The sequence below is a fragment of the Nitrospira tepida genome (assembly GCF_947241125.1).
GTDB lineage: Bacteria > Nitrospirota > Nitrospiria > Nitrospirales > Nitrospiraceae > Nitrospira_G > Nitrospira_G tepida.
This window is the reverse complement of record NZ_OX365700.1, coordinates 4,220,006-4,232,501: the sequence shown is the minus strand read 5'-3', so window position 1 is coordinate 4,232,501 and position 12,496 is coordinate 4,220,006. Positions and strand designations below refer to the sequence as shown.

The window sequence follows — 12,496 nt, the reverse complement described above, 5'->3', positions numbered from 1 at the left end:
ACGACGGCATGAAGGAATCGATCTGATATGGCCGCCGACTTAACATCTCAAGGCGCCGAGCGCCCGCTCCTCTATCTGATCGACGGGAGCGCCTATATCTATCGGGCGTTCTATGCCCTGCCGGCCCTGACCAACTCCAAGGGTCTCCAGACCAACGCCATTTATGGGTTCACGACCATGCTCACCAAGATCCTGCGCGAGCATCAGCCGCAGGGCCTCGCGATCGTGTTCGACGAGAAAGGACCCACCCACCGGCACGAGGAATTCAAGGCGTACAAGGCCCAGCGGCCGCCGATGCCGGACGGGATGCAGGCGCAGATTCCGTACATTCACAAGGTGGTGGAAGCCTTCCGGATTCCGGTCGTGCGCCTGCAGGGGTATGAGGCCGACGACCTCATCGGTTCGTTGGCGCGGCAGGCGGAGCAGGCCGGGTACGACGTGGCGATCGTGACGAGCGACAAGGACATGTTTCAACTGCTGACGCCGGCCGTGCGCATCTACGACCCGGTCAAAGAACGATGGTTTGACGAGGCGGATTGTCGCGAGCGGTTCGGGGTCGAGCCGGGGCGCGTGGTCGAGGTCATGGGACTGGTCGGGGATGCGACGGACAATATCCCGGGGGTCAAGGGCATCGGCGAGAAGACGGCGGCCAAGCTCATCGCGGAGTTTGGCACGATCGAGGGGATGCTGGCCCGGCTGGACGAGGTGAAGCCGCCCAAAACGAAGACGTTGCTGACGGAGCAAGCCGAGATGGCCAGGCTCAGCCGGAAGTTGGCGACGATCCACGTGGATGCGCCGATCGAGTTTCACGCGGAGGACTATCGGGTCAAGCCGCTGGAGTCTGACCAACTCGCTCCGCTCCTCCGCGAACTGGAATTTCATAGTCTCTTGCGCACGCTCCAGGTGACACCGGCTGAGACTGAGGCGCTGGGCGAAGGGCTGTCGCTGCTCCACGATCGGCCGGACCTGCAGCGGTTCGCGGACCGGATCAGGCAGACCGGTTCTCTCGTGCTGGCCTGTGTGCTGAGCGAACAGGTGCCGGTCCGCGCGGATGTGTTGGGCCTGGCCCTGAGCGGACCGGATGCCGATCCAGTCTATTATGTAGAGGGGCCGGGCTCCGGGTTCGATCCGCTGTTGAAAGACCTGTTGAGCGATCAGGCCGTGCTGAAGGCGGCTCATGATCTCAAGCCCGTGTGGCTGGCGCTCAAACGGGAGGGGATCGATCTTGCGAGCCCCCTGTTCGATACGATGATCGCAGCCTATCTGCTGAACCCCAACCGTCGCAGCCATAGTCTGGAGACCGTGGCGCTCGATACGCTGGGCTATCAGCTTCGCGGGGTCCGCATGGGCGGGCCGGCCGAACCGCCGGTCGATCTCTTTACGGTCCAGCCTCCGCCCGGGGCTCATCAGGCCGGCGAAGCCGCAACCGTCGTCCAGCGGCTCGTGCCGGTCCTGAGGGAAGGTTTGGAAGCCCAGGGCATGCTGTGGCTATTCGAGGAGGTGGAGATGCCGCTCGTGCCGGTGCTGGCCGAGATCGAGCGGCAGGGCTTCCTGCTCGACGTCTCGGCCTTGGAGGAATTGAACAAGGAGCTGGAGCGCGAATTGGACCGGATGATGGGACAGATCGCGTCCATTGCGGGCGGCGCCTTCAACATCAATTCGCCGAAACAGTTGGCCGCCGTGCTGTTCGAGAAATTGGGCCTCAAGCCGGTCCGCAAGACGAAGACCGGGTATTCCACCGATGAAGACACGCTCACGCAGTTGGCGTCGCAGCATGAGCTGCCGGCCCAGATTCTCAACTACCGCAGCCTGAGCAAGCTCAAATCGACCTATGTGGAAGCGCTGCCGAACCTGGTCAATCCGGAAACGGGACGCCTGCATACGTCGCTGAACCAGACAGTGGCCGCGACCGGCCGCCTGTCCTCCGCCGATCCCAATCTTCAGAACATTCCCGTCAAGGGAGAATACGGCCTGCGCATCCGCGAGGCCTTCGTGCCGCCGCCGGGACATCTGCTGCTGTCGGCGGATTACAGCCAGATCGAGCCGCGAATTCTCGCGCACCTCTCGCAGGACGAAAAGCTGATCAAGGTCTTTGAGCGGGGCGAGGACATTCACATGGCCACCGCCGTGGAGATATTCAACCTTCCGCCGGACCGCATCACGAAGGAGATGCGCCGCGCCGCCAAGACGGTGGTCTTCGGGATTCTCTACGGCATCAGCCCCTATGGGTTGTCCCAGAATCTGGGGACCACCCAGGCCGAGGCCAAGAAATATATCGACGCCTATTTCGAGCGCTATGCGGCGGTGAAAGCCTTCCTCGATCGGACGATCGACCAGGCGCGCGAACGGGGCTACACGACCACGATTCTCGGGCGCAGGCGGCCCATTCCGGAGATCGCCAGTGCCGACCCGGTCCAGCGCGGCTTCGGCGAGCGCATGGCAGTGAACAGTCCCATTCAAGGCTCGGCCGCGGACCTCATCAAGCTGGCGATGATCCATGTGCACCGGCGGCTTCGCGACGAACTGCCTCAGACCAAGATGATCTTGCAGGTGCATGATGAATTGGTGTTCGAGACTCCGGAAGACGAGGTGGAACGGGCGAAACAGCTTGTCCGGTCGGAAATGGAGGCGACGGGGGAGAAGCTGGGCCTGTCGGTGCCGCTGAAGGTGGATTTAGGGGTGGGGAACAATTGGCGGGCGGCGCATCCGTAGAGGGGACCAGCCAGCTTAAGACGATCCTTGGACCCACTGTGGCTCCAGGCAAAAGAGTGGAAGGACGCCCATACTGGTCCTGTGCTCCCGGAACGCGCGTACGAAGAGGAGGCAAGGCAACTGGTAGGGTCTCTGTGCTCGCAGAGGCCGCACACTCAGAAGGTGCTCCCTCCATGCGCGCAGTGGAGACCCCACCAGTTGCCTGCCAGAAGAGAAGAAATCACTGGAAGAGAAATATAAGGGGAGTGCCGGCCTACCCATTGCGCTTTCCCACATGCAACGGGAGGTGACGGCCGCAGCGGGACCAGCATGAGCGTCCTCCCGGAGAAAAAGGACCACGAGCGAGCTTGGAGGGAGTAGTCATAAATCTGCTCGCACAACCCGCAGCCATAGAGGGCCTTCGTTGGATGCGCGCAGTGAAGCCCACACCAACTGCCTCGCAGATGACAGACGCCGCTTAATACGGGGATTGATCGGAGGGGTGAATCGATTATTCACCAGCCAATCATGTCACGGCGATTGCGAACTTTGTCCGTTTCGGAGGCCGAGTTTCAGGCTCTGGTCCAGGAGGCGCTTGACAGCGTGCCCGAGCCCTATGCCCGGCATTTGGCCAACGTAGCCGTCGTAGTGGAAGAGGAGCCGTCGCCGGAGGTGCTCGACGAGTTGGAACTGGAAAGCGAGGATGACCTCCTGGGGCTGTATCAGGGCGTTTCGATCGATAAGGAATCGTTTTTCCAGGCGGGCGGACAACTCCCGGCGCACATCTCCATCTATCGGGGGCCGATTCTGCGGCTGTGCCGCACCAAAAAAGAAGTGGTCCAGGAAGTGCGCGACACGGTGGTCCATGAGATCGGGCACCATTTCGGCCTGGACGACGACGAGATGCCGTATTGAACTCCGGACGGAGTCTTGCGCCACTATTGATCATTTCGTGATCATTTCGGCACCAGAGTTGGAGGCGACCTATGACGCTCCTTCGCAGCACATCCTTATCATTCGGACTGGCCTTGCTCGGTTTTGCGCTGGCCCTGATGCTGGGCGGGCGCTGGTTCCAGGCCGGGGCGCAGGAACCGCGGAAATTCCAGTATAAGATCGTGGAAGCCACCACGGACATTCAGAACATGCAGACGGTTTTGAACGAGTATGGCGCCGCCGGGTGGGAACTGGTCGCGGTGGGTTTCGGCGACCTGACTTCTCCAAGGCTGATCTTCAAGAAATGAGGCCGCTCCAGCCGACCTTGCGCCAGGCTGTGAACTTCGGTTCCCTTGAGCTTTGGCGGACTTCGCAGTAGGCTGGGGACTGGACCGTGGGCCGATGGCCGACGAGCTGGGTCAAGTTGGGTTGAGACTGAATTGAAAACTGCTTCATGAACGAGTTGGATGAAGGTGTTCCTTTCCACCGGTCACACCTGCTGCCTCGGAGTCGCTGGCTGATCCTCATCGCGCTGGTTCTAGCCTGCGCCGGCTGCGCCGGGCAGGCAAGGGCGCCGGTGCGGGCGAGCTATGCGGAAGCCAAGCAGCGTTATTTGGAGGCGTTGGAGCGGGATCTGGGGCTCGCCGCACAGTATTCGCGGCTGGTGGCGATTCCGTCGTTCGCCGAGCCTTCCCGTCCAGGCGCTGTATTCAAGAAAGGGCACCCTCGTCCGCTTCACCCGGCCTGCCTGGTCCCCATGGACCGGTTGCCGGAGCCGAAGGAAGTGGCCGAACTCTGGTCCTCCGGGCCCCCTCCTCGATTCAAACTGCTCGAGGAGAGCTTGCCGCCGTTTCTCAAAACGGCCATGCAGAAGATTCCCCGGATCAATCTGGCGGTAACCCAGTCGGCGACCGCCATGCCTGTCTTGGCGGATACCTCCCAGGTAGTTGTTTCCGCGGACGAATTGAAGCAGGCGTTTCGCAACGAGGCTTGTTTACAGGCGATTCTCGGCCAGGAGCTGTTGGTTGTCCGGGGCCTGCTGACCGGGGCCGATGCGGTGCTGAATTCCCGTTATTTTGACGCGGGAAGCGGGCAAGAGGTGCTCAAGGACGAGCACATTCGCGCGCTCCAGGATGCGTCCGGCCATTTCTATGTGCAGGAAACGGATCCCAAGCCGAAATATTGGGTGCTCTCGTCCTGGCAGGTGAAAATCGCGATCGTTCCGGAGCCGGCGACGCCCGAGCAGCGCGCCGTGGCCGTGAAGAATTTTCTGGCCTCGAATCACGGATCGTTGGTGGTCGTCGAACGAAGGCCCACCGACCAGGAGGTGCAAGGATTTCTGGACGACCTGGTCTCGCTGACCAAGCACCGTACGACGGGAACCGCGGCCACTGGCCGCCCCTGAAGGGCAAAAGACAAGGAACCACCGGCAGCCTATGGGTATAAGGCGGCCGCGATCTCGGAGGTGTTGAACAGCATCGCGTTCAGGCGGGTGTAGGCGGCATGGCCGTAGTAGTGGTCGCGCGCTTGGGTTGAGCCGGTCGAATCCTTGTAGTCCGCCAAGAGGCAGAGCCCGTCGTTGTGGCAGCGTACGGACCGACGGGCGCATTCCAACCACCGTTCGAATCCGTCCCAGGGTTCCAGCAACTCCCATAAGGCCTTGTTTGCGGCTTGGGCCTCGGTCGAAACGGGCGTGGCGTCCGTGCCGGCGACGGCCAGTTGCTGCACGTAATCTCCGCCCCAGGCGATAGGCAGTTCCATCGTGATCTGCGGCAGTTCCGTTTTCGCCAGCCAGGTCTTGCCGTCGATCCGGAGCATTCGCTGGTTCACGATATGCAACAGTTTGCCGATTCCGGCTGGGTCCCAGCCGTATCGCACCGGCGTGCCGAACGTCACCACGTCGAGGGCGGCTCCGTTCAAGATCGTCTTCTCCCGCAACCGCCGGTCCAGCGTTCCCAGCAATTTCTGGCCGACCGAGCCGGAGGGGTTCTGTCCGGCCGCGTCGTTCAAGATCGAGAAGAAGCGCAGGTAGCCGGACAGTTTCTCCGGGGCGAGGAGATTCGACGCAAGGGCGAGCAAGAGGCCGGCCTGCCCGTGGGCCTGGACCAGAATGCGATCGCCTGGTCCGAGCCTGAGGTCCTCCGTCCACCGGTGCAGATCATCCAGCAAGCGACAGGCCGCCTGCGCCCGTCCCAGATGGTGGTGCTCGCAGGACCAGAGGTACCGTTCGCAGGCGATCGGTTTGGGGAGGTCCCGGTTGAGAGCTTTCCGAAAGAGTTGCAGCGCATGTTCCGTCACGTTTCCCGCGTCACCCAAGGTCTCGTCCAGCATCTGTTTCGTGGCCGCGTCGTTTCGGTACGGCGGACGGGGCCAGCCGGGCGGGCCGGCCAGGCCATTCGTCGATTCCCGCATCAGGGCCAGCAGCGCATCCAAACCGGAGATGCCCCGCGAATAGCCACGCTTGAGTCCGCCGACCTCATCAAGCCGTTGCATGCCGAAGAGATCGGAGCCTAGCAGAGACCCGTGCAGCAGCATCACCAGCCGAACGCCGTTCCGAGCCAGTTGCCTCCCGGATAGGGCCATGGCATCCGACCAGGCCGGGGAATCGGGAGCTGGATCGGAAGGCAGCTCCCGGTAGATCAGCCGGTCCTTCGGCTCGGCCCGGCTGTACTCCGCATGTTGGAAGTTGTTGTCGAGCGGCATGGCGGGATGTACTTACCCGAAACCGAACCTCCAGTGCAACGAGGGGCGGGAAGACATGAGACCGACCAACCTATCGTGCCGGGTGTGGCGGGGGTTCTGAGGATTTGCGCTGAAGGCCGGGGGCAACAGCCTGCTTGGGCATGACGGCGGTGCTGGAACAGGTGCCGTTGGCCTCGTCGAATCGCCGGTCAATGATCTTCACGCCTTGGAGATATTCCTGGACGAGTTCCTCGCGGAGGATTTCGATGTCCTGCTCGCTGTTGTGGCCGGTGCGCTCGCGCACTCGATCAATGGCGTGCTCTTTGACCAGCACACGGATCTGTTTGGCCAGGTCGGTGCGCGCCGACAATTCGGCGACCCGTTGGCAGGTAATGCGGCCTTTCGCCAGATCGCCATGGCCGGTTCCGATCAGATATGAGTCCGGGGAATAGGAAGTAGGGTCGAGCGGCAGCGAGCGCTCCTGGCGGGACACAGCGGCTCCGGTCTGTTGGTTTCCAGCGAGCTGGTGCAGACGCTCGAAGGCCTGGTCCGCTCGCTGACGGACGGCAGCGGAGCCGTCGCCGACATCGGCGGTGGAGGAGACCGGCGCCCAAAGCATCGTAAAGATCAGACTGGAAATAATGGTGAAGATCGCGGCCATGGTTACTTACCTCCGCCCCCGCTAATTTTTCCCCCGCCCGAATGGGCTCTACCGCCTGGAGCGACGCCGGGAAACGCACGTTGCAGTTGAGAGAGTCCCCGCCCTGGCGTAGGAGGCGAGGCTTGCGATGCACCGTTCGGCGCTCGTGGAACATGGACGGAGGGTGCAGCAGGATTCACCGGCTGGCCGGAAGGAGGAGGTTGATGGAGGACTGGCGGCCGCGAAGGCGCCACCGAGGGACTGGCAGCCACCGGCGGCCGGACCACGGAAGGAGGCTGGGCGATGCCGGGCTGGATCAAATACTGTCGAAGTTGGCGGGGGGAGTCTGGCTTGCCGGTCGGAGCCACAGCCTGCGCGCCCGGATCGGGATGTGGCGACAGCGGCCTCGGGCTCACATGGGGAAATGTGGTTTGCAGGCGGTGCAGGCTTCGATTGGAGGCGGAAGGCACGGATACGATCGGACCTCCCACCGTCGGCGAGACCGTCGAGGGGACAACCGGAATCGATTGGACGGCGCCGGATGGCGGCGGAGGAGCGTGGGGAGCCGGTGGAGCGGGCGGGACAGGAGGAACGGGAATGCCGCTCTGAGCGGCCACCGCCTGTTGTGCGATCGGGACATAGGGGCTGTTGGGATAGAGCCGGCCGGCCTGAGCGAGCAATCCGTAGACCAATCCAGGCCCGGACCAGGGAGACAGGGGCGGCCAGAGGTACGGCCCCGCGATCACCCATTCCGTCCAGGCTTGATGGACCAGCGCGTTGGACTGAACCTGGTTGAGCAGGTCGGCCCGTTGGCGGCTGGCTTCCTCCACCTGATCTTGCGTGGAGGCGGCAGCCAAGGCCTGGTTCGCCTCATCGAGAGCCTGTTGAAGCTGATCGACTTCGGCCTTCAGCGCCACCAACTGCTGCCTCGCCTCTTCGTTCTCGCGGAGTTTTTTGATGGCCTCCGCGACTTCGTCCGTATCGACCTGCGCAACCACCTCGACATGGAACACCACCGCATTGTTGTCGAGACGAGTCGAGACCTGTTGATCGAGGATGTTGATCACCCCGGCGGTGTAGGTGCGGATCTCATCCCGGCTGATGTTGAAGTTCGTGACGACGGTGACGCTCTCAAGGTAGAGCGCCACCTGTTCCAGCGCGCTCCGTTTGGCTGCTTCGGACGCGAGGCGGACCGCCTCTTCCTTGGTGTCGTGTTCTCCAAGGATATGTTCGCCCTCGGCCGTCAGCGTTCTGATCTCGGCGTCGGCCGGTGAAGAAAGGAGGCAGACCCAGAAGAGCCCGAACAGGAGGCCGCATAAGGACCCCTCTCCGATTGGCCGCCGAACGACCAGCCCCTCCTGTGTCACGGACGGCTCCTTTTTGACGGGGTCTTCTCAGCAGGGGTCCGCTCTGCTGTTAGCCTATCACAGACGGCTGCGATGTGTGGGCGACGTGCGGCCCCATCTCCCGCCGTTCCCTCCCAGGGGCGGCGGCCAAGGCCGGGCCGGATGATGACCACAAGGTACTCCCGACCGATTGGATCCGGATAAAGATAGGGAGCCGAGCCGAAGGATTAAGCAGACACAGGGGAGGATGGCGAGGGTGAAATGAGCCGGCTTGGTTGGATTGTGAGGCTGTTCGCTTCCATCGCTTCAAACATCAAGCAGCATTTGAGGCGGCCGCAGACCCCCAGGAGCTTGGGATCATCGACCGGCACGCCCAGCTTTCTCGCCTGCTTGATGCTGACCGGCTGAAAGTCCGTGAGGAAGCTGGCGCAACAGAGCACCAGCCCGCAGGTGTCCACGCCGCCGAGGCGTTTGGCCTCCTCTCGCGCGCCGATCTGTCGCATCTCGATGCGGGAATGGAACCGCCGGGCCAGAATACGGACCAGTTCACGAAAGTCGATCCGGTCGTCCGCCGTATAGACGAACGTGATCTGCCGCCGGTCCAATGCGGCATAGACCTCGACCATTTTCATCCGCAACCCGAGCGCCGCCGTCTGCTCCCGGCAGAAGGCGATCCCCTCGCGGGAGAGGGAAGGCTGCCGGCGAATGACCGCCAACTCCTCTACGGTCGGGACGCGGAGCACCGATTTCATCACCCTCATGGGAGGACTGAACGGAACCGTATAGGGGTCGGTATGGACGATCCCATAGGTCAACTCTCCATCATGCTCCAGAATGACAGGATCTCCCGGACCGGCGGCCACCGACCCCGCATTGAGTTTCTTGACCTCCCCGCGATTCCTGACTTTCACCCCGATGAGGCGAACAAAGGCGGGATACGGCTGGGCCAGCTCGTGGGCGATGAGATCTGAAACCATAATGAGGTCACTATACACGATTCCATACCGGGACGAAAATAGGAAACCCTGGCTGGCATGCGGCCGGGCCAAACGAGTAGGATGGCGGTAGTGATGCGGCAGGGGGCCAAGAATGACGGCTGCATGACGGACTGAAAGGGGCTAAAAGAACGACTGCGAAGACGCGGGCGGACCGCCGGGCGCCGATCTTGTCACCGTCAAAAACCGCGTGGTAAGGTACTCGGCTCATCCAGGAATCATTGGTCCAGCGTGTAGTAGGGGAGTGGGAACTTATGATCACTCGACATCGACGAAGAGGCGGGCTCTGTATTCTGGTTTTCGTCTGGTGCCTTCTTATAGACGGCGCAGCCGGCGCCCTGGCTGCGTCCACGGGGATTCCGCCCCTTCCGGAGGCGGCGGGTAAAGGTCAATCGGCTGCGCAACAGGCCATCCTGTTCGTGCTGGAAGGCGTCGGCCAGGACTCGCTCAAGGCTGCGGCCATGCCGGTTTTGAGCCGCCTGATCAAAACAGGGTCTGTGACCTGGGGCGCGGCGGCGGTGAATCCCCCCTTGCGGCTCCCGACCATGGCGTCCCTCATTACGGGTCTGCCGGTGGAACGTCACGGGATTACGTGGAACAGTTTTGATTTTGCCAGGGGCTATCCACGGCCGCCGACGATGTTCGACTATCTGGATTTGAGCGGGGGGCGCGATACGACCATCTTCTACATGGACGAGTCCCTCTATCAATTGGCCAAGCCGGAACCCTATATCGACCACCAGATCTGCGGGGCGCTTCGTCCCGAATGCAATGCGACGACCGTGGTGTCCTATATCCGCCAGTATTTCAAAAAGGCCACCAGCGGGCACGGCTACGGCCATGCCATTCCGTCTCTGCCGCACCTGTTGATCGTGCACCTGCCCGATGCCGGCCGGGCCGGCGCGGCCGAGGGGTGGACCTCGAAGAGCTATCGCGAGGCCTTGAACACCATTGATCGCGCGATGGGGGATGTGCTGGCCATCTATGATGAACTGGGGCTGTCGAAGGAGACGACCGTGTTCGTCACGTCGATCAGCCCCCCGGGAGCCGACCATTTCGGAGATGCGGAGCCGGCGGTGGCTCCGGCAGGCGCCAAGCCTCCCCACATTCTGTGGTTGGCATCGGGCGCCGGAGTCAAACGGGGGCATGTGATCGCGCAACCCGTGTCTCTGATCGATACGGGGGCCACGGTCATGCGGGCGTTGGGCCTGGATACCGAAACGCACACGGAGTGGCAAAGTCGCGTGATTAACGAAGTCTTTACCAACGGATCGGGCGGATCGAGCGAGACCGGTCGAACCTCGGGGGCGGAACGTCATGCCCATTAAGAACAAATCTGGAAGGACGATGCGAACGGGAGGCCTGCGGCCGGCTGATGCGGCGGTCCGGCCGGCGTCACATGTGACCGTCTGGGGAACGGTGCTCGCGGCGATTGTCGTGGGGCTGGTGCTGCCTGCCACGACGGTTTTGGGGGCCTCCGCTGCAAAAGAATTCCCCATCACCATCGACGCCACCAAGCTTGAGCCGCCCTCCTTGTGGCAGATTCCGGGCCTGACGCCGGCCATTTGGACGTTGGATCCGGAAAGTACGGATGCGTTGCGCACGGCGGAGGTCACGGAGCTTCGGTTGAAGCCGGGCACCTATTCGTTCGCGACCTTCACGTTCAGTTTTCAGTTTACGGTCACGCAGGACGGGACCCTTGAATTCGAGAAGAAGTACGATCAGTGCGTGAGCGGGCGCGGAACCCGGACGCTTCTGGTGAAGTGCAAACGTATGCAGCCGTATGGGGGGCAGCGCGATTATGAATACTGATCGCGAGAGCCGCGAGAGGGAATCATGACACAGGCGGTCGAAGATTTGCTGGAAGCATTGGAAGACGTCGATGATGCCACGCGGGAGGAGGCGGCGAAAGCCCTCGCGGAACGCGCCGATCCTAACACGCTGGATGCGTTGATTCAGGCCTGCGAAGACGAGTTCTGGTCCGTGCGGGCCTCTCTCGCCAAGGGGTTGGGCCGGATCGGCGGCGCCAAGGCGCTGGAGGCGCTCGTCAAGCTGTTCAACGATCCGATCATGGAGACGCGCGACGAGGCCGTCCGGGCGGCGGCCGGCATGGGAGCGTCGGCGGTCGAGCGGCTAATGGCCTGCTTGAAGGACGAGCGCTGGAGGGTCCGAGAGCACGCCGCCAAGGCCTTGGGCGAGATCAAGGATGCGCGCGCCGTCGATGGCTTGATCCTGGCCTGCCGGGACCGCGACGGAGCCGTCAAGAGCGCGGCGGCCGAGGCGCTTGGGAAGATCGGCGATCCCAAGGCCGTGCCGGCGTTGATCAAGCTGTTCCGGGATTCCTCGAAGATTGTCCGTGAAACGGCCGGGACGGCGCTCGTGACGATTGGACGGCCGTCGGTCGATCCGTTGATCGAGAGCATGAAAGACAAGGATTTCGTCGTTCGCTGCCATGCCGCGCGGGCGCTCGGCGGCATGACGACGGACTATCAAATCGGGCGCAGTTGGGTGCGGGACGACAAAGTCGTGGACGTCCTCTGCGCCGCCCTGAAAGATCCGGATCGCGCGGTGCGGGAGGACGCCACGATCGCGCTCGGCATGATCGGGGATCCGCGGGCGATCGATCCGTTGATCGAGGCCATGAAGGATGGGGCGGTCAAGCGGCACGCCATTGCGTCGCTCGGCATGATCGGCGATCCGCGCGCTTTGCCGCCGGTGCTCGATGCCTTGAAGGGCAAGGGCATCAAACAGGAGGGTACGCCGACGCCGGGGTGCATCGTCAGCGAGGAAGCCTTCATCAAAGAGGCGGCGGCCACGGCGCTCGGCCATTTCCGCGATCCGCGCGTGATCCCCGACCTGATCATGCTGTTGAAGGACGGGGTCTTGCGGGAAAAGGCGGCGGCGGCCTTGGTTGTGATCGGCGATACGGCGATCGAACCCCTGATCTCATTTTTGCACGATCCCAAAGCGTCCGATGTGGGATCGGATGGCGAACGGGTCTGGTCGTTTGCGACGGCCCGTCTGAGCGCGGCGGACGCGCTCAGAAAGCTGGTGCTGGACACCTTGGAGCAGCTTGGGTGGACGCCGCCGGCGGAGGAAGCGGAAGTCGACTCCAGCCTCACGGACAATCAACGGGTGGACCGGCCGCTCGGAGAAACCGGTCGATTCGGGCCCTCCGGCGACTATATTCCCCGAAACGTCACGTAGCA

General features: G+C 62.8%; 11 protein-coding genes. 7 read left to right on the top strand and 4 right to left on the bottom strand.

The window, feature by feature from the left end; all coding sequences use genetic code 11:
* The first annotated feature begins 27 nt into the window (after nt 1-27).
* From polA to QWI75_RS20055, 4 genes are all read left to right on the top strand, one after another.
* Nucleotides 28-2,712, top strand: a complete 2,685-nt coding sequence (gene polA / locus QWI75_RS20070) for a DNA polymerase I (protein WP_289271143.1) — start codon at nt 28-30, stop codon at nt 2,710-2,712.
* Nucleotides 2,713-3,219: 507 nt separating this feature from the next.
* Nucleotides 3,220-3,606 carry a metallopeptidase family protein gene (locus QWI75_RS20065; protein ID WP_289271140.1) on the top strand — a complete coding sequence of 129 codons (387 nt, stop codon included), beginning with the start codon at nt 3,220-3,222 and terminating at the stop codon, nt 3,604-3,606.
* Between the two features lie 71 nt (nt 3,607-3,677).
* Nucleotides 3,678-3,932 carry a DUF4177 domain-containing protein gene (locus QWI75_RS20060; protein WP_289271139.1) on the top strand — a complete coding sequence of 85 codons (255 nt, stop codon included), beginning with the start codon at nt 3,678-3,680 and terminating at the stop codon, nt 3,930-3,932.
* Nucleotides 3,933-4,078: 146 nt separating this feature from the next.
* Nucleotides 4,079-5,029, top strand: coding sequence for a hypothetical protein (locus QWI75_RS20055; protein WP_289271137.1), 951 nt, complete (start codon nt 4,079-4,081; stop codon nt 5,027-5,029).
* A 29-nt stretch (nt 5,030-5,058) separates the two neighbouring features.
* Here the strand turns inward: QWI75_RS20055 and QWI75_RS20050 are convergent, their stop codons facing one another.
* The 4 genes from QWI75_RS20050 to QWI75_RS20035 form a co-directional block, all read right to left on the bottom strand.
* A complete protein-coding gene (locus QWI75_RS20050) occupies nt 5,059-6,327 on the bottom strand; it encodes a hypothetical protein (RefSeq protein ID WP_289271135.1) in 1,269 nt (422 codons plus the stop codon).
* A 70-nt stretch (nt 6,328-6,397) separates the two neighbouring features.
* The gene (locus QWI75_RS20045; RefSeq protein WP_289271133.1) at nt 6,398-6,967 is read right to left on the bottom strand and encodes a hypothetical protein; all 570 of its coding nucleotides are present in this window, start codon (nt 6,965-6,967) and stop codon (nt 6,398-6,400) included.
* Between the two features lie 2 nt (nt 6,968-6,969).
* Complete coding sequence (locus tag QWI75_RS20040) at nt 6,970-8,313, bottom strand: hypothetical protein (RefSeq protein WP_289271131.1); 1,344 nt, start codon at nt 8,311-8,313, stop codon at nt 6,970-6,972.
* Between the two features lie 206 nt (nt 8,314-8,519).
* Complete coding sequence (locus QWI75_RS20035; protein ID WP_289271129.1) at nt 8,520-9,269, bottom strand: PSP1 domain-containing protein; 750 nt, start codon at nt 9,267-9,269, stop codon at nt 8,520-8,522.
* A gap of 272 nt (nt 9,270-9,541) precedes the next feature.
* On the opposite strand from QWI75_RS20035, the gene QWI75_RS20030 reads away from it, so the two are divergent.
* The 3 genes from QWI75_RS20030 to QWI75_RS20020 are packed head-to-tail and all read left to right on the top strand — an operon-like array spanning nt 9,542 to nt 12,494.
* On the top strand, nt 9,542-10,615 hold the full coding sequence (locus QWI75_RS20030) for an alkaline phosphatase family protein (protein WP_289271127.1): 1,074 nt from the start codon (nt 9,542-9,544) through the stop codon (nt 10,613-10,615).
* A gap of 19 nt (nt 10,616-10,634) precedes the next feature.
* A complete protein-coding gene (locus QWI75_RS20025; RefSeq protein ID WP_289271125.1) occupies nt 10,635-11,099 on the top strand; it encodes a hypothetical protein in 465 nt (154 codons plus the stop codon).
* Between the two features lie 24 nt (nt 11,100-11,123).
* A complete protein-coding gene (locus QWI75_RS20020) occupies nt 11,124-12,494 on the top strand; it encodes a HEAT repeat domain-containing protein (RefSeq protein WP_289271123.1) in 1,371 nt (456 codons plus the stop codon).
* The last annotated feature ends 2 nt before the right edge of the window (nt 12,495-12,496 follow it).

Bases quoted from the DNA above. Each gene is read 5' to 3' on its own strand.
- QWI75_RS20045 (WP_289271133.1), bottom strand. From the start codon at position 6,967: ATGGCCGCGATCTTCACCATTATTTCCAGTCTGATCTTTACGATGCTT.
- QWI75_RS20025 (WP_289271125.1), top strand. From the start codon at position 10,635: ATGCGAACGGGAGGCCTGCGGCCGGCTGATGCGGCGGTCCGGCCGGCG.
- QWI75_RS20060 (WP_289271139.1), top strand. From the start codon at position 3,678: ATGACGCTCCTTCGCAGCACATCCTTATCATTCGGACTGGCCTTGCTC.
- QWI75_RS20035 (WP_289271129.1), bottom strand. From the start codon at position 9,269: ATGGTTTCAGATCTCATCGCCCACGAGCTGGCCCAGCCGTATCCCGCC.
- QWI75_RS20020 (WP_289271123.1), top strand. From the start codon at position 11,124: ATGACACAGGCGGTCGAAGATTTGCTGGAAGCATTGGAAGACGTCGAT.
- QWI75_RS20065 (WP_289271140.1), top strand. From the start codon at position 3,220: ATGTCACGGCGATTGCGAACTTTGTCCGTTTCGGAGGCCGAGTTTCAG.
- QWI75_RS20050 (WP_289271135.1), bottom strand. From the start codon at position 6,327: ATGCCGCTCGACAACAACTTCCAACATGCGGAGTACAGCCGGGCCGAG.
- polA (WP_289271143.1), top strand. From the start codon at position 28: ATGGCCGCCGACTTAACATCTCAAGGCGCCGAGCGCCCGCTCCTCTAT.
- QWI75_RS20030 (WP_289271127.1), top strand. From the start codon at position 9,542: ATGATCACTCGACATCGACGAAGAGGCGGGCTCTGTATTCTGGTTTTC.
- QWI75_RS20055 (WP_289271137.1), top strand. From the start codon at position 4,079: ATGAACGAGTTGGATGAAGGTGTTCCTTTCCACCGGTCACACCTGCTG.